Below are 20102 nucleotides of genomic sequence, written 5' to 3' on the forward strand. Positions count from 1 at the left end.
CCCCGATGAGCAGGCCCGGCCGGGTCGGAGGGCGTGCGAGTATGGGCGACGTGACCCCCGCCGACCTGCCTCCTATTGTGCTCGTCCTCGGCGACGAGGAGCTGCTCGCCACGCGAGCGGTCACCGAAGCCGTCGCCCGGGCCCGCGAGGTCGACCCCGACGTCGACGTACGGGAGTACCAGGCCGGCACGCTCACCGTCGGTGAGATCGCCGAGATGCTCAGCCCGTCGCTGTTCGGCGGTCGCCGGGTGCTCGTGCTGCGCTCCGGGCAGGACGCCCGCAAGGACCTGTCGACAGCGCTGCTCGCGTACGCGAAGAACCCCGACCCGGAGGTGCAGCTCGTGGTGCTGCACCTGGGCGGGGCCAAGGGCAAGGCGTTTGCCGACGGTCTGCGGGCTGCGGGCGCCACAGTGGTGCCGGCGGTGAAGCTGAAGGGCGACCGGGAGCGGGCCGCCTTCGTGCGGGACGAGATCCGCCGCATCGGCGGCAAGTGCACGCCCGACGCGGCCGACGCGCTGGTCGCCGCCGTCGGGAACGACATGCGTGAGCTGGCCGCCGCCTGCTCGCAGCTGGTCGCCGACACCGACGGCCGGATCGGCGCGGACACCGTCGCCCGCTACTACCGGGGGCGGGCCGAGGTCACCGGCTTCACCGTCGCCGACGCGACGATGGTCGGTGACGTACCAGGCGCGCTGGAGGCGCTGCGGTGGGCGCTGCACGTCGGCGTCGACCCGGTGCCGATCGCCGACGCGCTGGCCGACGGCGTACGGACCGTCGCCCGGGTCGCCGCCGCAGGCCGGGGCAGCGCCTTCCAGCTGGCGAAGACGCTCGGCATGCCGGCCTGGAAGATCGAGAAGGCCCAGGTACGCGCCCGGGGCTGGACGCCGGAGGGCCTGGTCGAGGCGATGCGGGTGGCGGCCGAGTGCAATGCGGCGGTCAAGGGCGGCGCCGACGACCGGGCGTACGCGCTGGAGCGGGCCGTGTTCTCGGTGGCCGCGGCCCGGCAGGGCGGCGCCCGGTGACCCGAGCGTGGTCGACGGTGGCCACGGACGAGGAGCGGTACCGCCCGCTCTACGCCCGGGTGCTGGGACTGCGCTTCGTCAACCCGGGTGGGGTGCTCTGCTTCCTCTTCTTCGAGGGCGCGGTGGCGCTGGCTGTCCTGCTCGCGCTCGCCGAACTGGTGAGCTGGTGGGCGGTGCTGGTGCTGCCGATCGCGGTGGCCGCGATGGTCAAGCTCAACGACGTGGTGGCCGAGATGGTCGTCCGCACTGCGGCGCAGGTGCCCGAGCAGGAGCGGGACCGCTTCCGCCGCCAGATGGAGCCGGTGGTCGGCCGGGCCCGGGTGCCCACGAGTGCCCGTGTGCTGCCCGGCGGCGTGACCGCGGATTCCCGGGGCGTCCGCTACCACCATCCGCAACGCGCGACGTTCGACCGCCCGAACGAGCGATAGCCGCAGCCACCGGGCTGCGCTCTCCCGCCCCTGCGCTGGGCCTCCGCCGCCCGCCCTCCGCCGCCTCGCGCTGCGCCCGACCGCGGCGCGATCACCCCGCAGATCTTGGTACGAAATGGCCCCCATAGGGGCCGAAATCGTCCAAGATCCCCGTGCGGCGCACGCGCGCCACGCACCACGACACGCGCGCGGCGCGTAGCGGGCACTGCGGGGGAGTGCGGACAGGCGGAAGCCCCGTGGCTCGTGGCCCCGGGGCTTCCGGTGGAATCTGTAGCGCTGGTCAGGCAGAGAACGAGGCGACGCGCTTGGCGATCGCCGACTTCCGGTTGGCCGCCTGGTTCGAGTGGATGACACCCTTGCTGGCAGCCTTGTCCAGCTTGCGGGTGGCCTCACGCATGAGCACGGTGGCCTTCTCGGTGTCGCCCGCCTCCGCAGCCTCGTGGAACTTCCGGATGGCGGTCTTCAGCGACGACTTGACCGACTTGTTACGCAGCCGGCGCTTCTCGTTCTGCCGGTTGCGCTTGATCTGGGACTTGATGTTCGCCACGCGACAGCCTCGTCTTGATAGCTCGGGTTGGTCTGCTTTCGCGCACGACGAGCATGCGTCATCGCCGCGCGAAAAGCCAGGCTACCAGGTCGGCCCCGGACGAGCCAAAACGCCTCCGGCCGGGGCCCACCCGACCCTCGTCACCAGCATGCCGCCGCACCCATGGACGCCGCCAGGCCGACCGGCGTTCCCAGGCTGGTCGGGCGGCGCGCCAGTTCGGGGAGGTTGCGGGGTCAGAGCCCGTGTGATGCCGCCTTTTCCCCGTGCTGGTGTGGATCAAGGGTGAGGGTCGGTGGACTGGTTCGCCAGGTCGGGGAAGTGGCGGGGTCGGGGGCAGTGTGATGTGGCCACTTCCCCGTGCTGGTGTGGATCAAGGAGGCGATGGGATGCGGCCGCCTTGCCGAACCGGGGTGGATCACGGGGAACCGGCGGGGTGGGGCCGGCTCGCGGACCAGGTTGCTTGTTGCCATGGCTGTCCCTCGTCAGTCAGGACCAGCCCTGCCGCTCGGCCAGCCAGGCGAGCGCCTGCTCCCCGCTCCACCGCTGGTGGGCGCGCAGGTGCGGGGAGACGTTCGACGGTCCGGCGGCGGCACCGGTCAGGAAGTACCCGGCCAGTGCGGCGAGCGTCACGTCCAGCGCGTCGGCGGGCGCTCCCGCCGTCGCCGGGTGACCGGCGAACGCGGCGTCCGCGTCCAGGCCGCTGGCGTACGCGGTGAGCAGCAGCCCGGCCAGGTCGAACCAGGCCGGCCCGTGGCAGAGCCAGGGCCAGTCGCACAGCCAGGCCCGGCCGTCGGGGTCGATCAGGAGGTTGTCCACCCGCAGGTCTCCGTGGGCCATTCCGGGGGCCGCGTCGGCGTACCCGGGCAGGCGCGACTCCAGCGCGACCAGCTCGGCCAGCGGGGCGCCGGCCGCCTGCTCGGGCAGCGGCTCGCGGCCGGCGGCCACCTCGCCCCACCAGAGGATGTCGTCGCGGGCCAGGTCCGCGAGGCGGGGGAGCCGGAGCGCGGCCAGCTCTGCGGGCGGGCCGGCGAGCGCGGCGGCCACCTCGGCGTACGTGGCGAGTGCGGCGTCCAGCTCGGCCGGCGCCCAGGGCAGCGCGGGGGTGTGCCCGTCGATCGCGTCGAGCGCGAGCGCGTACCAGCCGGACTCGGTGAGCGCCCAGCGCGGCCGGGGCACCGGCAGCCCGGCCGGGAGCCGGGCCAGGATCGCCGCCTCGTGGGCGTACCAGTCGACCAGGTGCCGTTGCCCGTGCAGTGCCGCCGCCTTGACGAACACGCGCTCCCCGGCGGGGCCGGTCAGCACGGCGGCGAAGCCGCTGGTGAATCCGCCGCCCGTCACCCGTACCGCCGCGGGTGGGCCGCCGATCCGGGCGGCCAGCGCGTCGCGCAGCCCGGCCGGCAGGTCGGCCCAGCCGGGCCGGACGGCTGTCGACCCGTACGGGACGGGCGGTAGGGAGATCGGGCGCACCGCACCATGCTGCCGCACCGGCGGCGCGCGGCGAACCGGCGCGTCGGTGGGCTCTGCCAGACTGCCTGCCATGAGGACCGACGAGTTCTGGCAGCTGATCGACGACGCCCGCGCCGGTGCCGGGGGAGAGCCCGACGCAGTGGCCGCCCGGGCGGTCGCGCTGCTGGCCGAGCGCGACCCGGAGGAGATCGTCGGCTACGCCCACCACCAGCGGCGGGTGCTCGCCGCCTCCTACAAGGTCGACCTCTGGGGCGCGGCGTACCTGATCAACGGCGGCGCCTCGGACGACGGCTTCGAGTACTTCCGGGGCTGGCTGATGACGCAGGGGCGGGCGGTGTTCGCGCGGGCGGTCGGCGATCCGGACGCGCTGGCCGAGCTGCCGCAGGTGCGGGCCGCGGCGCTCAGCGGCGAGGAGTTCGAGTGCGAGGAGATGCTGGCGGTGCCGTGGGACGCGTACCGGAAGGCCACCGCGTCCGACCTGCCGGCCGAGCGTGACCCGGTTCCGGTGCCCGACCTGAACGACTTCTGGGACTTCGACGACGAGGAGGAGGCCCGCCGCCGCCTGCCGAGGCTGGCCGCCCTCTTCGTCGAGCCACCCGTGGAATAGCCGAGCCACCTGTGGAATAGCGGTGGAGTGAAGGGGGAGCCCGGGCGCGCGCCGGGCGACGTGGGACCATGGAGGGGGCCGGCGGCGCGCCGGCCCGCTCACGTCAGCCGACCAGAACGGACCGCTGTGCCACCGACGCTCGATCCCGGCGCGAACGCTCCTGGTGCCACCGACCCGGCGCGCATCCGGAACTTCTGCATCATCGCCCACATCGACCATGGGAAGTCGACCCTGGCCGACCGGATGTTGCAGCTCACCGGTGTGGTCGACCCGCGGCAGATGCGCGCGCAGTATCTGGACCGGATGGACATCGAGCGCGAGCGCGGCATCACCATCAAGAGCCAGGCCGTGCGGATGCCGTGGACGATCCGCGAGGGCGACCGGGCCGGCGAGACCGCCGTGCTCAACATGATCGACACCCCGGGTCACGTGGACTTCACCTACGAGGTGTCCCGTTCGCTCGCCGCCTGCGAGGGCGCGATCCTGCTCGTCGACGCCGCGCAGGGCATCGAGGCGCAGACCCTCGCCAACCTCTACCTGGCGCTCGAGAACGACCTGCACATCATCCCGGTGCTCAACAAGATCGACCTCCCGGCCGCGCAGCCGGAGAAGTACGCCGAGGAGCTGGCGCACCTGATCGGCGGCGACCCGGCGGACTGCATCAGGGTCTCCGGTAAGACCGGCGAGGGCGTGCCCTACCTGCTGGACGAGATCGTCCGGCAGTTCGTGCCGCCGGTGGGCGAGGCCGAGTCGCCGGCCCGCGCGATGATCTTCGACTCGGTGTACGACGTCTACCGGGGCGTGGTCACGTACGTCCGGGTGATCGACGGCCGGATCTCGGCCCGGGACCGGATCAAGATGATGTCCACCGGCGCGGTCCACGAGTTGCTGGAGATCGGCGTCATCTCGCCGGAGATGGTGAAGGCCGACGCGCTCGGCGTCGGCGAGGTGGGTTACCTCATCACCGGCGTGAAGGACGTGCGCCAGTCCCGGGTCGGTGACACCGTCACCATCAACAACAACCCGGCCAAGGAGGCGCTCGGCGGCTACAAGGACCCGAAGCCGATGGTCTACTCGGGTCTCTATCCGATCGACGGCTCGGACTACCCGAACCTGCGCGAGGCGCTGGACAAGCTCAAGCTCAACGACGCCGCGCTGGTCTACGAGCCGGAGACCTCCGGCGCGCTGGGCTTCGGTTTCCGCTGCGGCTTCCTCGGCCTGCTGCACCTGGAGATCATCCGGGAGCGGCTGGAGCGGGAGTTCAACCTCGACCTGATCTCCACCGCCCCGAACGTGGTCTACCGGGCCATCCAGGAGGACGGCGAGGAGATCGTGGTCACCAACCCGAGCGAGTACCCGACCGGCAAGATCGCCGAGGTGTACGAGCCGACGGTGCGGGCCACGGTGCTGACCCCGAACGACTACGTCGGCGCGGTGATGGAGCTGTGCCAGGGTCGCCGGGGCAGCCTGCTCGGCATGGACTACCTCTCCGCCGACCGGGTGGAGCTGCGCTACACGCTGCCGCTGGCCGAGATCATCTTCGACTTCTTCGACCAGCTCAAGAGCCGCACCAAGGGTTACGCCTCGCTGGACTACGAGCCCTCCGGCGAGCAGGCGTCCGACCTGGTGAAGGTCGACATCCTGCTGCACGGTGAGCCGGTCGACGCGTTCAGCGCGATCGTGCACAAGGACAAGGCGTACACGTACGGCACGACGATCGCGGCGAAGCTGCGCACGCTGATCCCGCGCCAGCAGTTCGAGGTGCCGATCCAGGCGGCCATCGGCAGCCGGGTGATCGCCCGGGAGACCATCCGCGCGATCCGCAAGGACGTGCTCGCCAAGTGCTACGGCGGTGACATCAGCCGGAAGCGCAAGCTGCTGGAGAAGCAGAAGGAGGGCAAGAAGCGGATGAAGATGGTGGGCCGGGTGGAGGTCCCCCAGGAGGCGTTCATCGCGGCGCTCTCGTCCGACTCCGGCGACGGCAAGCCCGCCGGCAAGAAGTAAGCCGCCGGAGCCACGAACCGGCCGGCGTCCCCTCGCAGGGGCGCCGGCCGTTCGCGTACCCAGGAAATTTTCAGCTGCTGGCAGCGCTCCCACCTGCGGGTTCGTCCCGGCCGGGGAGCGGCGGTCGATGCCGCCGGTTTCGGTTTTCGATGCGTCGGGCACTTAGCGGTCACGACAGTAACCGCACAGAACGTGCGAAATCGCTTTAGGAGGACCGACCGTGGAGTTCACCGTCTGGGGCATCGTCACCGCGCTCGTCGTGGGTCTGATCGTCGGCGCGCTGGGCCGGCTGGTCGTGCCGGGCCGGCAGAACATGCCGATGTGGCTGCACATGGTGATCGGTGTCGGCGCCGCGCTGCTGGGCACCGTCCTGGCCCGCGCGCTCGGCATCGCCACGCAGACCGCCGGCATCGACTGGGCCGAGCTGGCCGTGCAGGTCGTGCTCGCCGCCATCGCCGTGGCCCTGGTGGCCGGCGTCGGCCGCCGCCGCAGCGTCTCGCGTTACTGATCGACGCATCACGCGCCTCGACGGGCGCCCGGCCTCACGGCCGGGCGCCCGTCGGCGTATTCGGCGCATTGAACCCTGTCGGTGCGCCGGGTCCGCCCGCCGCGCCGGGTTTCGGGGAGAAGCAGCAGGTCAGGGTACGTCTGAACAATTCGTCATCGGAGTCGGTTTGGATTTCCGGGCGGTCGGGAACTTAGCGATCACGACAGTAACCACACAAAAACGTGTGACCGGATCTTAAGGAGGAGGGCGACCATGGAGCTCACCGTTTGGGGCATCATCACGGCGCTGGTCGTTGGTCTGATCGTCGGCGCGCTGGGCCGGCTGGTCGTGCCGGGCCGGCAGAACATGCCGATGTGGCTGCACATGCTGATCGGCGTCGGCGCCGCGCTTCTGGGCACGATCGTGGCCCGGGCCTCCGGCTTCGCCGAGACCGCCGGTATCGACTGGCGCGAGCTGATGCTGCAGGTGCTCTTCGCCGCGATCGGCGTGGCCCTGGTGGCCGGTGTCGGCCGTCGCCGCGGCGTCTCGCGCTACTGACCCCGCACCACGCGCCTCGACGGGCGCCCGGCCTCACCGGCCGGGCGCCCGTCGGCGTATGCGGGTCCTGAACTGCCCGGACGGCATCGATGTCGGCCGGGCCTCCGGCTGCGATACGGTCGCCTGTGCCCTCCGTCACGAACACCCCCTGTTGTAAAGGAAATTTTCCTACTAAGGTGCGGCGGAGAAGGTTAGTGCCAAACGGCCCTGAGGGAGATATGGCGTGAACAGGTGGAAGCGGCTGGCTCCGGTCACCGCCATCGTGGCGTCGGCCGCGTTGGTGCTGACCGCGTGCGGTGGCTCCGGCGACGACGACAAGGCCGCCGACAACAGCAAGCTCACTGTGTGGATGATGGGTGAGGGCGGCGACGCCCAGACCAAGTTCCTCGACAGCGTCGAGGCGGAGTTCAAGAAGAAGCACCCCGAGACCGACGTCGTGGTGCAGTACATCCCCTGGCTCGAGGCGCCGAAGAAGTTCCAGGCCGCGCTCGCCGGTGGGGAGGGCCCGGACGTCACGGAGCTGGGCAACACCGAGACCCAGGGCTGGGCCGCGCAGGAGGCCCTGGCCGACGTCTCGGACAAGTTCAACGGCTGGTCCGAGGGCAAGGACATCCTGCCCGACCTGGTCCGCAACGCCCAGCTCGACGGCAAGCAGTACGGCGTGCCGTGGTACGCCGGCGTGCGCGCCGTCTACTACCGCACCGACTGGTTCGCCGAGGCGGGCGTGAAGACGCCGACGAACTGGGACGAGATGGTCGCCGCCGCGAAGGCCGTGCAGGCCAAGAAGCCGGGCACCTACGGCATCGCCCTGCCCGGCAACTCCGAGCTGCCGTTCTACTCCTTCCTCTGGGGTGCCGGCGGGGAGATCGCGACCAAGGAGGGCGACAGCTGGAAGTCCGGCTACAACACCCCCGAGGCGCAGAAGGCGGTCAAGTTCTGGACCGACCTGGTCACCGTGCACAAGGTCGCCCCGCCGGCCGCCGCCGGGTGGAACGAGGTCGACGCCCGTACCCAGTTCGCCACCGGCAAGGCCGCCATGGCGTTCGCCGGTAGCTGGCAGGGCGGCGCGATGAAGAAGGACAACCCCGACATCGAGAAGGTGTGGGGCACGTTCCCGATCCCCGGCCCGGACGGCAAGCCCGCCCCGGCGTTCGCCGGCGGCTCCGACATCGCCATCTGGAAGGACAGCGAGCGGCAGGCGCTGGCCTGGGACTACATGACCGTGCTGCTGAGCAAGCAGAAGGACAAGGAGTTCGCCAGCAGCCTCGGCTTCTTCCCGGTCTACCAGGACCTGGTCAGCAGCGGCGACTACGCCAACGACAAGGTGATGGCCGCGTTCGCCACCGCCATCCAGAACACCAAGCTGACCCCGCTCACCCCGAAGTGGGTCGAGGTCAGCCGGACCAAGACGGTGACCCAGGCGATGAACAGCTCGGTCATCAAGGGCCAGAAGACGGTCGAGAAGGCCACCGCCGACGCGGCCACCGAGATGGAAGGCATTTTGAACAGCAAGTGAGCCTACTGACAAAGAGCCCCGGCGAGGCCGCCGCGCGGGAGACCCCCGCGCGGCGGCGCCGTCGCCGGGTGGACCACCTTCCGTACCTGCTCCTCCTGCCCTGCCTGGCGATCATCGCCGTGCTGCTGCTCTGGCCGCTCGGCCAGGTCGTGTGGATGTCCTTCCACAAGCTGGACAGCGTCCGGCAGCTGCGCGGCGACCGCGAGTGGCCGTGGGTCGGCCTGGCCAACTACGCGCAGATCCTCGGCGACCCGTTCTTCCGTACGGTGCTGCGCAACACGGTGCTGTTCGCGCTCGCCAACGTGGCGCTCACGATGATCCTCGGCACCCTGGTCGGGCTGCTGCTCAACCGCCTGGGCAAGAAGATGGCCACGTTCGTGGCGAGCTGCGTGATGCTCGCCTGGGCCACCCCGGCGCTGACCGGCACGATCGTCTGGAAGTGGATCTTCGACGATACGAGCGGCCTGGTCACGTGGCTGTTCAACAAGCTGCCGGACGGGCTGTCCACCGCCCTGTTCGGGCGCAGCGACTGGACCGGGTACGGCTGGTTCAACGACCCGCTGCTGTTCTTCGCCATCCTGACGCTCGTGGTGGTCTGGCACTCGTTCCCGTTCATCGCGGTGAGCGTCCTGGCCGGGCTCAAGAGCGTGCCGACGGAGTTGCAGGAGGCGGCCCGGGTCGACGGCGCCGGGCCGTGGAAGGTCTTCTGGTCGGTGACGTTCCCGGTCCTGCGGCCGGTCTTCGGCATCCTCGTGGTGCTCTCCACGATCTGGGACTTCAAGGTCTTCACCCAGCAGTTCGTGCTGGCCGGCGGCACCCAGGACCGGTCCACGTTCATGCTGTCGATCTACTCGTACGCGGAGGCGTTCTCGCCGCCGCCCAAGTACGGCCTCGGCTCCGCAATCGCGGTCATCCTCACCGTGATCCTGCTCGTGGTGACCGCCCTGTACGTCCGCATGGTGCTGCGGCAGGAGGACGAATGATGAAGAAGATCGCCCTCAACGGCGCGGGCCTGCTGGTCGCTCTCTTCGCCGCGTTCCCGGTCTACTGGATGGTGGCGACCTCGCTGAAGCCCGACCGGGAGATCTTCTCGTCCACGCCCCGGCCGGTGCCGGCGGAGCCGACGCTGGAGCACTACCGGGAGATCCTCACCGGCAACCTGATCCCGGGCGTCACGTTCGCCGACTTCTTCCTCAACAGCGCGCTCGTGGCGCTGGCGACGGTGCTGCTGAGCGGGCTGGTCGCGCTGCTCGCCGCGACGGCCGTGGCCCGGTTCCGGTTCAAGCTGCGCACCACGTTCCTGATCATGCTGCTGGTGGTGCAGATGATCCCGCTGGAGGCGCTGGTCATCCCGCTGTTCCTGATGATCCAGCGGCTCGGCCTCTACAACACGCTGCCCAGCCTGATCCTCACGTACCTCGGCTTCTCGCTGCCGTTCGCGGTCTGGATGCTGCGCGGCTTCGTCGCCGCGGTGCCCAAGGAACTGGAGGAGGCCGCCGCCATCGACGGCGCCAGCCGGGCCCAGACGTTCCGCAAGGTGCTGTTCCCGCTCGTCGCGCCCGGCCTGGTCGCCACCAGCATCTTCTCGTTCATCACCGCGTGGAACGAGCTGATCTTCGCGTTGACCTTCATCAACGACCAGCAGAAGTACACGCTGCCGGTGGCGATGACGTTCTTCTTCGGCCGGGACGACACCGCCTGGGGCTCGGTGATGGCCGCGTCCACGCTGTTCACCCTGCCGGTGATCGTCTTCTTCCTGCTGGTGCAGCGCCGGATGGTCTCCGGACTGGTCGCCGGAGCGGTGAAGGGCTGAGGGCGGGCGGCCGTCAGGCCGCGGCGAACACCTCGGCCCGCACCTCGGTGGCCGGGTCGCCCTTCACCCGGGCCCAGGAGCCCTGCTCGGCGGTCCACTCCAGGTTGCCGAAACGGACCTTCTTCACGCCGTGGTCGTCGGCGTGCGAGACCAGCCAGTGCGCGTACCGCCAGCCGTTGCGGTCGTCGCCGGCCGGCACGGTGAGCGCGGTCAGGTCGGTCGCCGTGGGCAGCCGGGGCAGACCCCAGTCCAGCGACAGGCTCTCCAGCACGGCGCTGGCGGCGGCCGGGCCGCGCATCGTCGGCGGCGAGGAGACGGTGCAGGCCACCGCGCCGGTCGCGTGGCCGAGCAGCGCCCGGGTGAGGACCTCCGACTCGTCGGCCCACTTCTCGTACGCCTCGGGGAACGCCGACCGCTGCACCCGCTGGGCGGCGTCGGTGACCCGCATCCGCTCCCAGCCCTTGACCTTCTTCAGCGCGGCGTAGAACTTGTTCGCCGCGTACCGCGGGTCCTGGACCTGCTCCGGGGTGCCCCAGCCCTGGCTCGGGCGCTGCTGGAACAGGCCGAGCGAGTCGCGGTCGCCGTGGGCGATGTTGCGCAGGTGCGACTCCTGGTACGCGGTCGCCAGCGCCACCACCACCGCCCGCTCGGGCATCCGGCGCTGCATCCCGATGGCCGCGATGGTGGCCGCGTTCGCCATCTGGTCGGCGCCGAGCACCACCTCGCCGTCCGCCTTCACGGTGCAGGTCCGGCTGGACAGGGGGAGCCGCAGGTGCTCGCCGAACTGTTTGGTCACGACATAGACCGCGAGCAGTGCCAGCACGCACACCGCCACCCCAGATGCCACGATCGCCGCTCGCGTCCGCACCCGCACCCCCTGTCCCGACAGTCCGACAAGCGTACGTCCCACCCGCACCGGCGCGTCTCGGCCGACCGGCGGGCCCCACCTCGGCCGCAATGGCTCCAGCGGGGCCCGCCGCGCACCTCAGTCTCCGGCGGGCACCCAGGCGGCGGGACGCTTCTCCCGGAACGCCATGACGCCCTCGCGTCCCTCGTCGGAGAGGAAGTACCCGGTCGACAGCGCGGCCAACTCGGCGATCTCGGCCCGCAGGTCGGTCCCGGCGGGCCGGCGCAGCAGCTCCTTCGCCCCGGCCAGCGCCCCCGGCGCGCCCTTCACCAGCGACTCGCAGTAGCGCCCGACGGCGGCGTCCAGCTCGTCGGCCGGCACCGCGGCGGTGACCAGGCCGATCTCGGCGGCGCGGCGGCCGTCGAACGTGTCGCCGGTCAGGTACAGCTCGGCGGCGGCCCGCTGGCCCAGGCGCGGCAGCACGGTCGCCGAGATCACCGCCGGGATCACGCCGATCCGCACCTCGGTGAACGCGAACGTCGCCTCCTGCGCGCAGACCGCCAGGTCGGCGGCGGCGATCAGGCCCAGCCCACCGGCCCGGGCCGGCCCGGCGACCTTCGCCACCACCGGCTTCGGGCACTCCCGCACCGCCACCAGCACGTCGCCGAGCATCCCGGCGGGCACCGTGCCGCTGGCGTACGCGGCGGCGGTCTCCTTCAGGTCGGCGCCGGAGCAGAAGACCGGGCCGGTGTGGTCGAGCACGATCGCGCGTACCGCGTCGTCGGCGACCGCGTCGGCCAGCCCGGCCAGCAGCTGGGTCATCAGGGGCGTGGAGAGCGCGTTGCGGTTGTGCGGGCTGTCCAGGGTGAGGGTGGTCACCCCACGGGCCGTGGCGACTCGCACGAGAGCGTCCGGAGAGGTCATGCCGGGCACACTAGTGGCCATGCCCGGCGTCCTTCCAGAAGGCGAACCCGTCCCGCGCGACGGATCGCTGCCCGCCACCGCCCGTCGCGCCGTCGGCGCCCGCGGCTTCGGCGTGTACGTCCACGTGCCGTTCTGCGCCAGCCGGTGCGGTTACTGCGACTTCAACACGTACACCGCCTCGGAGTTGGGCGGCGGGGCGAGCCGGGAGACGTACGCCGACTCGGTGCTTGCCGAACTGGCGCTGGCCGCCCGGGTGCTGGGCGACTCGCCGCCGCCCCGGGTCGACACCGTCTTCGTCGGCGGCGGCACGCCCACCCTGCTGCCCGCCGACGACCTGGCCCGGATCCTCGACGGCATCGACCGGGTCTGGGGGCTGGCCGCCGACGCCGAGGTGACCACCGAGGCCAACCCCGAGTCGGTGAGCCCGGAGTCGCTCAAGACGCTGCGGGCGGCCGGCTACACCCGGATCTCGCTCGGCATGCAGTCCGCCGCGCCGGGCGTGCTCGCGGTGCTGGACCGGCGGCACAGCGCGGGCCGGGCCACCGCCGCCGCGCTGGAGGCGCGCGACGCCGGGTTCGAGCACGTGAACCTGGACCTGATCTACGGCACCCCGGGCGAGACGGCCGACGACTTCGCCGCCTCGCTGGCCCAGGTGGTCGACACGGGCGTGGATCACGTCAGCGCGTACGCCCTGATCGTGGAGGACGGCACCCGGCTGGCCGCGCGGATGCGGCGTGGCGAGCTGCCGTACCCCTCCGACGACGTGGCGGCGGACCGCTACCTGGCCGCGGAGGCCGCGCTCGGCGAGGCCGGGTTCTCCTGGTACGAGGTGTCGAACTGGGCCCGCTCGGCGGCGGCCCGGTGCCGGCACAACCTGCTCTACTGGACCGGCGCCGACTGGTGGGGCCTGGGCCCGGGGGCGCACAGCCACGTCGGCGGCGTGCGGTGGTGGAACGTCAAGCACCCCAGCGCGTACGCGGCGCGGCTGGCCGAGGGTGCCTCGCCGGCGCTGGCCCGGGAGCGGCTCAGCCCCGAGGAGCAGCACATGGAGGACGTGATGCTGCGGGTGCGGCTCGCCTCCGGTCTGCCGCTGGACGTGCTGGACGAGCCCGGCCGGGCGGGCGCCGAGCGGGCCAGGGACGCCGGGCTGCTCGACGCCGGGGCGTACGCGCGAGGGCTTGTGGTGCTGACGCTGCGCGGACGGCTGCTGGCCGACGCGGTGGTACGCGACCTGCTGCCGTGACCGGCACCGGCCGGCCGCCCCCTCGGCCGGCCGGCGGTGTCACTTGATGAAGTTGTAGGTCATCGGGTAGCGGTAGAGCACACCCTCGTTGGCCTTGATCCCGCCGATGATCCCGAAGATCAGCGGCACCAGCCAGACCAGCATCGGGACGAAGAACAGGATCCCGCAGGTGATGACCGTGACGACCCAGGCGAGGACGCTGGCGATGGTCCAGGTGATCTGGAAGTTCAGCGCCGCGACCGCGTGGGCGCGGACCGTCGGGGACTGCTGACCGCGGGTCATCATCGCGATGAGCGGGGCGACCCAGCCGAGCAGACCGCCACCGACGATGACACCGGCGGCGCCGCCGAAGTGCGCCACCAGGGCCCACGTCTTCTCGTCGTTGTTGGCGTAGGAGGCCGGGCCGTACCCGCCACCGGCGGGGTAGCCGGGCATGCCGCCCGGCGGGGGGTAACCACCCGGCGGGGGGTAGCCGCCGCCCGGGGGCGGGTAGCCGCCCGGGGGCGGATAGTCACCGGGCGGGGGATAGCCGCCGGCGCCCGGCGCCCCGGACAGTGGAGCGGTGGGCGGTTCGCTGCCCGGCGACGAGCCGTAGGGCGCCGACGGGTCGGGCTGGGGGCCGGAGTCCCCTGCCCCTGGAGGGCGAGGAGGTTCTGTCATGGTCGCCACGGTAGGGGCACCGGTCAACTCGCACCAGAGCGACACAGACCGACGATGACCGGCTGTTCGGCCCTGGTGGGCGGCGCTGTGTGGTGGGCCGCACCGCAGGTCCGTCAGGCGATCATCGCGTCGGCGGGGGTGCCGACGTAGACTGGCACTCGCTACAGTCGAGTGCCAGCCGCCCGGCGGATGCCGCGTGCCGGCCCGGCCGAGGTGCGTCAGGAGGTGGGGAATGGGTCTCGACGACCGCAAACTCGCCGTGCTGCGCGCGATCGTCGAGGACTACGTCGCCACGCAGGAACCGGTCGGCAGCAAGGCCCTGGTCGAGCGGCACCAGCTCGGCGTCTCGCCCGCCACCGTGCGCAACGACATGGCGGTGCTGGAGGAGGAGGGCTACATCCGGCAGCCGCACACCAGCGCCGGCCGGGTGCCCACCGACCGCGGCTACCGCCTCTTCGTCGACCGGCTGTCCCGGGTCAAGCCGCTCAGCCCGGCCGAGCGCCGGGCGATCGAGCGCTTCCTGGTCGGCGCCGTCGACCTGGACGACGTGGTGCACCGCACGGTCCGGCTGCTCGCCCAGCTCACCCGTCAGGTGGCGGTGGTGCAGTACCCGAGCCTGGCCCGGTCCAAGGTGCGTCACCTGGAGCTGGTGCCGATCTCCACCACCCGGCTGATGGTCGTCATGATCGCCGACACCGGCCGGGTCGAGCAGCGGCTGGTCGAACTGCCCGCCCCGGTGCCCGCCGACGACGTGACCGACCTGCGCCGGCTGGTGAACGAGAAACTCGTCGGCTGCCAGCTCGCCGAGACGCCGCCGCTGGTGCAGGCGCTCGTCGAGGAGTCCGCGCCGCATCTGCGCCCGGCCATGACGACGCTCTCCACAGTGCTGCTGGAGACCCTCGTGGAACGGCACGAGGAGCGCCTCGCGCTGGCCGGGCAGGCCAACCTCACCCGGGGTGGCCTGCTCGACTTCCAGGGTTCGCTGCGGCCCATCCTGGAGGCGCTCGAAGAAGAAGTCGTACTGCTCAAGCTGATCGGCGAGACCGAGCCGAGCACCACCCGGGTGCTCATCGGCGACGAGAACGAATTCGACAACCTGCGGGCCGCCTCGGTGGTCAGCACCGGCTACGGACCGGGCAGCACGATCGTCGGCGGGCTCGGCGTGCTCGGGCCGACCCGGATGGACTACCCCGGCAATATCGCCATGGTGAGGGCCGTGGCACGCTACGTGGGCGAACTGCTGGCCCAGAACTGACCAGTCAGGGCCGACGGCCGGTTCCGGCCGACGACCGGAGCGACGCGAGACGAACATGAGGACACCTAACGCAGTGGCCAGGGACTACTACGGCATTCTCGGCGTGAGCCGGGACGCCTCCGACGACGAGATCAAGCGCGCCTACCGCAAGCTGGCGCGGCAGTTCCACCCGGACGTCAATCCGGACCCGGAGGCCCAGGAGAAGTTCAAGGACATCAACGCCGCGTACGAGGTCCTCTCGGACGACCGGAAGCGGCAGATCGTCGACCTGGGCGGCGACCCGCTCGCCCCGGGCGGCGGTGGCATGGGCGGCCCGGGCGGGCCCGGCGGCGCCGGTCCGTTCGTCGGCTTCCAGGACATCATGGACGCGTTCTTCGGCGGCGCCGCGGGCGGCAGCCGGGGGCCGCGTCCGCGTACCCGCCCCGGCGCGGACGCGATCCTGCGCCTGGAGCTGGACCTCAACGAGACCGCGTTCGGCGTCGAGGCGCCGATCACCGTCGACACCGCGGTGCTCTGCACCACCTGCTCCGGCGCCGGCACCGCCGCCGGCACCCACCTGGCCACCTGCGAGGCGTGCGGCGGCCGGGGCGAGGTGCAGTCGGTGCAGCGGACCTTCCTCGGTCAGGTGGTCTCCGCCCGGCCGTGCACCGTCTGCCAGGGCTACGGCACCACCATCCCGCACCCCTGCCCCACCTGCGCGGGTGACGGCCGGGTACGCACCCGCCGCTCGCTGACCGTCAAGATCCCCGCCGGGGTCGAGGACGGCATGCGGATCCGCCTGGCCCAGCAGGGCGAGGTCGGCCCGGGTGGCGGCACCGCCGGTGACCTCTACGTCGAGATCCACGAGCGGCCGCACGACGTCTACTCCCGCAAGGGCGACGACCTGCACTGCCGGGTCACGGTGCCGATGACCGCCGCCGCGCTCGGCACCCGGCTGACCATCAAGACGCTGGACAGCGAGGAGACGGTCGACGTCAAGCCCGGCACCCAGCCCGGCAGCACGCTGCGGCTGCGCGCCCGGGGCGTACCGCACCTGCGCGGCACCGGCCGGGGTGACCTCTACGTGCACCTGGACGTGCGTACCCCGACCAAGCTCGACGCCGACCAGGAGCGGATGCTGCGCGACTTCGCCAAGACCCGCGGCGAGGAGGTCGCCGAGCTGACCAAGCAGGGCGGCTTCTTCTCCCGGATGCGCGACGCCTTCAACGGGCACGCCTGAGGTGTCCGCGCCGCTGTTCCTGGTCGAGGCGCTGCCCACCGGTGACACGCTGACGCTGGACGGCCCGGAGGGCCACCACGCGGCCACCGTGCAGCGGCTGCGCGTCGGCGAGGAACTGGTGCTCGCCGACGGCCGGGGCGGCACCGCCGCCGCTGTGGTCACCGCCGTCGGCCGCGGCACGCTCGACCTGCGGGTCACGAGCCGGGGGTACGCGGACGCGCCGGTGCCCCGGCTCGTCGTGGTGCAGGGCATCGCCAAGGGCGACCGGGGCGAACTCGCCGTGCAGGCGATGACCGAGGTCGGGGTGGACGAGATCGTGCCCTGGGCGGCGTCCCGCTCGGTGGCGCAGTGGCGCGGCGAGCGGGGCGAACGGGCCCGGCAGAAGTGGGTCGCGACCGCCCGCGAGGCGGCCAAGCAGGCCCGCCGCCCGTGGTTGCCGGTGGTGGCCGGCGCGCCGGACGAGTCCACCGCCTCGGTGGCCCGCCGGATCGCCGGTGCGGCCGGCGCGTTCGTGCTGCACGAGGGCGCGCAGGACCGGCTGACCACAGTCGACCTTCCGGCCGCCGGGGAGATCGTGCTGGTGGTCGGCCCGGAGGGCGGCATCGCCGACCACGAGCTGGCCGCGTTCGCCGAGGCGGGCGCCCGCACGGTCCGCCTGGGCCCGTCAGTCCTGCGCACCTCGACGGCAGGCGTGGCAGCCCTGACAGTCCTGGCCACCCGCCTGACCCACTGGTAAACCCGCGCGCCCCCCTCTTTGGTGCGCGCTGATCTTGCAGTTTCGGCCCGCGCGGCGCCCCTTTTGCGGCGTTTTGCCCGGGCCGAGAGTGCAAGATCGCCGGGGTCAGGGGCGGGGGTCAGGAGCGGAGGTAGGAGGCGCCGTTCAGGTCGATGATGGTGCCTGCCGCCCACTCGGCCTCGGGGCTGGCCAGCCAGTGCACCGCCGCGGCGATCTCCTCCGGCCGGGCCACCCGGTGGAACGGGGACTGGGCGCGTACCGCCTCGCCCCGCTCGCTCTTCAGGTGCTCGTTCGTCATGTCGGTCTCGACGAAGCCGGGTGCCACGCAGGCCACAGCGATGCCGTACGGCGCCAGGGCCACCGCCAGCGACTGGGCCATCGCGTTCATCCCGGCCTTGCTGGCCCCGTACGCCGGGTTGGCCGGCTCGCCCCGGAACGCGCCCCGGGACGAGACGTTGACGATCCGGCCCCCGCGCTCACGCATGTGCTGCGCGGCGCACCAGGCGGCGTTCGCGGCGCCGACCAGGTTGGTGTCGAGCACCTCCCGCCACCGCGCCCGCCACTGCTCGTAGCTGCTCTCGAAGACCGGGTGCGGGGGATCGGCCGGCCCGAACACCCCGGCGTTGTTCACGAGTACGTCGAGGCCGCCGAGCCGCTGGGCCGCCTCGTCCACCATGGCGCGTACCGCGTCGGGGTCGGCCAGGTCGGCGCGGACCACCACGTGCCCGTCGCCGGGCAGTTCGGCGCGCAGCCGCTCCGCCAGCTCGGCCGAGTCCCGGTGGTGGATCGCCACCCGGTCTCCACCGGCGGCGAACGCCCGCGCCACCGCCCGCCCGATGCCCCGCGAGGCCCCCGTCACCAGCACCGCCCGTCCCGACATGGCGGCCATCCTGCCGCATCCTGCCGGTCCGCCCGGCGGTGCCCCCGCCACGCTCGCGGCGACGTCCTTACACTGCTGCGATGGACTGCCTCTTCTGCCGGATCGTCGCCGGGGAGATTCCGGCCACCATCGTCCGCGAGACCGCCACCACCCTGGCCTTCCGGGACATCGACCCGAAGGCGCCCACGCACGTGCTGGTGATCCCCAAGGAGCACTACGCGGACGTGGCCACGCTGGCCCAGGGCGCGCCCGAACTGGCCGGCGAGGTGCTCCAGACCGCCGCCGTGGTCGCCGAGGAGGAGGGCCTGACCGTGGACGGGTTCCGGCTGATGTTCAACACCGGCCCGTACGGCGGCCAGGAGGTCTTCCACGTGCACGCCCACCTGCTCGGTGGCGCGCCGCTCGGCCCGATGCTCTGCCGATGACCGACGTGTCCGACCGGCTCGGCCGGATGGTGCGCCAGGCGCAGGCCACCGGGCGGATCCCGGCGGTGTCGGCCGCCCTGCACCGGGCCGACCGGCCGCTCTGGACCTGCACCGTGGGCGACACCGGCAACGACACCCCGCTGGGGCCGGAGACGGTGTTCCGGATCGGCTCGGTCACCAAGACCTTCACCGCGGCGCTCGTCATGCAGTGCCGCGACGACGGCCTGCTCGACCTGGACGACCCGATCGGGCGGCACCTCGACCTGCCCGCGCACGGCGACGCGACGGTACGCCGGCTGCTGTCGCACACCGCCGGCCTGCAGCGCGAGCCGCACGGCGACGTGTGGGACAGCCTGCGCGCCCCGGCCGTCGACGAGATGCTGGCCGACCTGGCCCGGGTGGAGCGGGTACTACCCACCGGCCGGCGCTTCCACTACTCCAACCTCGGCCTGGCGCTGCTCGGCGAGGCGGTCGCCCGGCTGCGCGGCGGCACCTGGGCCGAGGTGCTGGCCGACCGGGTGCTCACCCCCCTCGGGCTGACCGCCACCGGCCCGTACCCGACCGAGCGGGCCGCGACCGGGTTCCTGGTCGACGCGTACTCCGACGAGGCCCACCCGGAACCACCCGCCGACTTCGGCGCGGTGGCCCCCGCCGCGCAGCTCTGGAGCACCGCGTCGGACATGGCCCGCTGGGCCGCGTTCCTGGCCGACCCGGCGGCGGTGGACCCGGACGGCGCGGTGCTCGCCGCGACGACTGTCGAGGAGATGCGCTGGCCGCTCACCCCCACCGACGAGTCGGTCTGGTCGGCCGGCTTCGGGCTGGGGCTGATCCTGATCCCGCAGCCGGAGCGGGTGACACACGTGGGCCACGACGGCGCGATGCCCGGATTCCTCGCCGCCGTGTACGGGCGGCGCGGCGGGCAGGGCACCGCCGGGGCGATGGGCGCCGCGGTGCTCGGCTCGTCCGGTACCGGCGTCGAGGTGTTCGACCTGTCCCACCGGCTGCTGGCCGCCGCCGCCGAGCACGATCCGGCGGAGATCGAGCCGTGGCGTCCCGGCCCGCCCGCCCCGGACCACCTGCGCCGCGTGCTGGGCCGCTGGTGGGGCGAGGGCTTCGAGTACGTCTTCTCCTGGCACGACGGGACGCTGCGGGCGCGTGGCGCGGACGACCCGGCCGGGAAGCCGCCCGCGGTGTTCGCGCCGCTGCCGGACCGGCCGGACGTGTTCCGCACGGTCTCCGGCCGGGAGGTGGGGGAGCTGCTGCGACTGACCCGCGACGAACGCGGCGTGGTGGTCCGGATGCACTGGGCGACCTACCGTTTCACCCGCACCCAGGAGACCTTCGACGGGTACGACTTCCGCGCCGGCGCCTGACCGCCGGGCACCGGAAATGGGCGCGGTGCGTACGGTGCCGACCCGATACGATGGAGGTAACCGAACGCCGCGCCAGCAGGGCCCGGCGCCC

General features: G+C 72.5%; 21 protein-coding genes. 15 read left to right on the forward strand and 6 right to left on the reverse strand.

Annotated features, from left to right (window positions below; genetic code table 11):
* The first annotated feature begins 41 nt into the window (after window positions 1-41).
* Window positions 42-1022 carry a DNA polymerase III subunit delta gene (holA, locus tag AC2CHG_RS07765; RefSeq protein ID WP_262015137.1) on the forward strand — a complete coding sequence of 327 codons (981 nt, stop codon included), beginning with the start codon at window positions 42-44 and terminating at the stop codon, window positions 1020-1022.
* Complete coding sequence (locus AC2CHG_RS07770; RefSeq protein WP_484524440.1) at window positions 1019-1450, forward strand: hypothetical protein; 432 nt, start codon at window positions 1019-1021, stop codon at window positions 1448-1450. The genes holA and AC2CHG_RS07770 overlap by 4 nt, the downstream gene beginning before the upstream one ends.
* A 280-nt stretch (window positions 1451-1730) precedes the next feature.
* On the opposite strand, the gene rpsT is transcribed toward AC2CHG_RS07770, so the two are convergent.
* Complete coding sequence (gene rpsT, locus AC2CHG_RS07775; protein ID WP_013287988.1) at window positions 1731-1997, reverse strand: 30S ribosomal protein S20; 267 nt, start codon at window positions 1995-1997, stop codon at window positions 1731-1733.
* 486 nt (window positions 1998-2483) lie between these two features.
* Window positions 2484-3536 (reverse strand): phosphotransferase family protein, encoded by a 1053-nt coding sequence (locus AC2CHG_RS07780; RefSeq protein WP_484524441.1) that lies wholly within the window; start codon window positions 3534-3536, stop codon window positions 2484-2486.
* Between AC2CHG_RS07780 and AC2CHG_RS07785 the strand changes: the two genes are divergently transcribed.
* The 7 genes from AC2CHG_RS07785 (at window position 3535) to AC2CHG_RS07815 (ending at window position 10449) form a co-directional block, all read left to right on the forward strand.
* On the forward strand, window positions 3535-4071 hold the full coding sequence (locus AC2CHG_RS07785) for a DUF4240 domain-containing protein (RefSeq protein ID WP_262015140.1): 537 nt from the start codon (window positions 3535-3537) through the stop codon (window positions 4069-4071). The genes AC2CHG_RS07780 and AC2CHG_RS07785 overlap by 2 nt on opposite strands.
* A 126-nt stretch (window positions 4072-4197) precedes the next feature.
* Window positions 4198-6075, forward strand: coding sequence for a translation elongation factor 4 (gene lepA / locus AC2CHG_RS07790; protein WP_013287985.1), 1878 nt, complete (start codon window positions 4198-4200; stop codon window positions 6073-6075).
* A 220-nt stretch (window positions 6076-6295) separates the two neighbouring features.
* Window positions 6296-6583 carry a GlsB/YeaQ/YmgE family stress response membrane protein gene (locus AC2CHG_RS07795; RefSeq protein WP_355511891.1) on the forward strand — a complete coding sequence of 96 codons (288 nt, stop codon included), beginning with the start codon at window positions 6296-6298 and terminating at the stop codon, window positions 6581-6583.
* Window positions 6584-6835: 252 nt separating this feature from the next.
* On the forward strand, window positions 6836-7120 hold the full coding sequence (locus AC2CHG_RS07800; protein ID WP_030503112.1) for a GlsB/YeaQ/YmgE family stress response membrane protein: 285 nt from the start codon (window positions 6836-6838) through the stop codon (window positions 7118-7120).
* Between the two features lie 223 nt (window positions 7121-7343).
* Entirely contained in the window at window positions 7344-8636 is a 1293-nt protein-coding gene (locus tag AC2CHG_RS07805) for a sugar ABC transporter substrate-binding protein (RefSeq protein WP_355512832.1), read from the forward strand.
* Window positions 8633-9619: a carbohydrate ABC transporter permease gene (locus tag AC2CHG_RS07810; protein ID WP_262015143.1), complete on the forward strand. Its 987-nt coding sequence runs from the start codon at window positions 8633-8635 to the stop codon at window positions 9617-9619. The genes AC2CHG_RS07805 and AC2CHG_RS07810 overlap by 4 nt, the downstream gene beginning before the upstream one ends.
* Window positions 9616-10449 (forward strand): carbohydrate ABC transporter permease, encoded by an 834-nt coding sequence (locus AC2CHG_RS07815; RefSeq protein WP_484524442.1) that lies wholly within the window; start codon window positions 9616-9618, stop codon window positions 10447-10449. Before AC2CHG_RS07810 ends, AC2CHG_RS07815 begins: the two co-directional genes overlap by 4 nt.
* 13 nt (window positions 10450-10462) lie before the next feature.
* On the opposite strand, the gene AC2CHG_RS07820 is transcribed toward AC2CHG_RS07815, so the two are convergent.
* Together AC2CHG_RS07820 and AC2CHG_RS07825 are read right to left on the reverse strand one after the other, a co-directional pair.
* Window positions 10463-11323, reverse strand: coding sequence for a hypothetical protein (locus AC2CHG_RS07820; RefSeq protein WP_262015144.1), 861 nt, complete (start codon window positions 11321-11323; stop codon window positions 10463-10465).
* A 111-nt stretch (window positions 11324-11434) separates the two neighbouring features.
* A complete protein-coding gene (locus AC2CHG_RS07825; RefSeq protein WP_262015145.1) occupies window positions 11435-12220 on the reverse strand; it encodes an enoyl-CoA hydratase-related protein in 786 nt (261 codons plus the stop codon).
* A 19-nt stretch (window positions 12221-12239) separates the two neighbouring features.
* On the opposite strand from AC2CHG_RS07825, the gene hemW reads away from it, so the two are divergent.
* Window positions 12240-13463 carry a radical SAM family heme chaperone HemW gene (hemW, locus tag AC2CHG_RS07830; protein WP_262015146.1) on the forward strand — a complete coding sequence of 408 codons (1224 nt, stop codon included), beginning with the start codon at window positions 12240-12242 and terminating at the stop codon, window positions 13461-13463.
* A gap of 39 nt (window positions 13464-13502) precedes the next feature.
* Here hemW and AC2CHG_RS07835 read toward each other — a convergent pair whose 3' ends face one another.
* Entirely contained in the window at window positions 13503-14123 is a 621-nt protein-coding gene (locus AC2CHG_RS07835; RefSeq protein WP_355512825.1) for a DUF4870 domain-containing protein, read from the reverse strand.
* Window positions 14124-14355: 232 nt separating this feature from the next.
* On the opposite strand from AC2CHG_RS07835, the gene hrcA reads away from it, so the two are divergent.
* The 3 genes from hrcA to AC2CHG_RS07850 all read left to right on the forward strand — a co-directional run bounded on the left by hrcA (window position 14356) and on the right by AC2CHG_RS07850 (window position 17333).
* Window positions 14356-15378: a heat-inducible transcriptional repressor HrcA gene (hrcA, locus tag AC2CHG_RS07840; RefSeq protein WP_262015148.1), complete on the forward strand. Its 1023-nt coding sequence runs from the start codon at window positions 14356-14358 to the stop codon at window positions 15376-15378.
* Window positions 15379-15451: 73 nt separating this feature from the next.
* Window positions 15452-16597 carry a molecular chaperone DnaJ gene (dnaJ, locus tag AC2CHG_RS07845; protein WP_175438744.1) on the forward strand — a complete coding sequence of 382 codons (1146 nt, stop codon included), beginning with the start codon at window positions 15452-15454 and terminating at the stop codon, window positions 16595-16597.
* Window position 16598: 1 nt separating this feature from the next.
* On the forward strand, window positions 16599-17333 hold the full coding sequence (locus tag AC2CHG_RS07850) for a 16S rRNA (uracil(1498)-N(3))-methyltransferase (protein ID WP_194802352.1): 735 nt from the start codon (window positions 16599-16601) through the stop codon (window positions 17331-17333).
* Window positions 17334-17451: 118 nt separating this feature from the next.
* Here the strand turns inward: AC2CHG_RS07850 and AC2CHG_RS07855 are convergent, their stop codons facing one another.
* The gene (locus AC2CHG_RS07855) at window positions 17452-18213 is read right to left on the reverse strand and encodes an SDR family NAD(P)-dependent oxidoreductase (RefSeq protein WP_463840972.1); all 762 of its coding nucleotides are present in this window, start codon (window positions 18211-18213) and stop codon (window positions 17452-17454) included.
* Between the two features lie 80 nt (window positions 18214-18293).
* On the opposite strand from AC2CHG_RS07855, the gene AC2CHG_RS07860 reads away from it, so the two are divergent.
* Both AC2CHG_RS07860 and AC2CHG_RS07865 read left to right on the forward strand, forming a co-directional pair.
* On the forward strand, window positions 18294-18638 hold the full coding sequence (locus AC2CHG_RS07860; RefSeq protein WP_013475524.1) for a histidine triad nucleotide-binding protein: 345 nt from the start codon (window positions 18294-18296) through the stop codon (window positions 18636-18638).
* Window positions 18635-20011, forward strand: a complete 1377-nt coding sequence (locus AC2CHG_RS07865; RefSeq protein ID WP_484524443.1) for a serine hydrolase domain-containing protein — start codon at window positions 18635-18637, stop codon at window positions 20009-20011. Before AC2CHG_RS07860 ends, AC2CHG_RS07865 begins: the two co-directional genes overlap by 4 nt.
* The last annotated feature ends 91 nt before the right edge of the window (window positions 20012-20102 follow it).

This window comes from Micromonospora sp. ATLC20 (assembly GCF_057196585.1).

Coding starts and splice junctions, on each gene's coding strand:
- holA (WP_262015137.1), top strand. CDS start 42: ATGGGCGACGTGACCCCCGCCGACCTGCCTCCTATTGTGCTCGTCCTC.
- AC2CHG_RS07785 (WP_262015140.1), top strand. CDS start 3,535: ATGAGGACCGACGAGTTCTGGCAGCTGATCGACGACGCCCGCGCCGGT.
- AC2CHG_RS07780 (WP_484524441.1), bottom strand. CDS start 3,536: ATGGCAGGCAGTCTGGCAGAGCCCACCGACGCGCCGGTTCGCCGCGCG.
- AC2CHG_RS07800 (WP_030503112.1), top strand. CDS start 6,836: ATGGAGCTCACCGTTTGGGGCATCATCACGGCGCTGGTCGTTGGTCTG.
- AC2CHG_RS07815 (WP_484524442.1), top strand. CDS start 9,616: ATGATGAAGAAGATCGCCCTCAACGGCGCGGGCCTGCTGGTCGCTCTC.
- AC2CHG_RS07825 (WP_262015145.1), bottom strand. CDS start 12,220: ATGACCTCTCCGGACGCTCTCGTGCGAGTCGCCACGGCCCGTGGGGTG.
- hemW (WP_262015146.1), top strand. CDS start 12,240: ATGCCCGGCGTCCTTCCAGAAGGCGAACCCGTCCCGCGCGACGGATCG.
- AC2CHG_RS07835 (WP_355512825.1), bottom strand. CDS start 14,123: ATGACAGAACCTCCTCGCCCTCCAGGGGCAGGGGACTCCGGCCCCCAG.
- hrcA (WP_262015148.1), top strand. CDS start 14,356: ATGGGTCTCGACGACCGCAAACTCGCCGTGCTGCGCGCGATCGTCGAG.
- AC2CHG_RS07855 (WP_463840972.1), bottom strand. CDS start 18,213: ATGTCGGGACGGGCGGTGCTGGTGACGGGGGCCTCGCGGGGCATCGGG.
- AC2CHG_RS07860 (WP_013475524.1), top strand. CDS start 18,294: ATGGACTGCCTCTTCTGCCGGATCGTCGCCGGGGAGATTCCGGCCACC.
- AC2CHG_RS07865 (WP_484524443.1), top strand. CDS start 18,635: ATGACCGACGTGTCCGACCGGCTCGGCCGGATGGTGCGCCAGGCGCAG.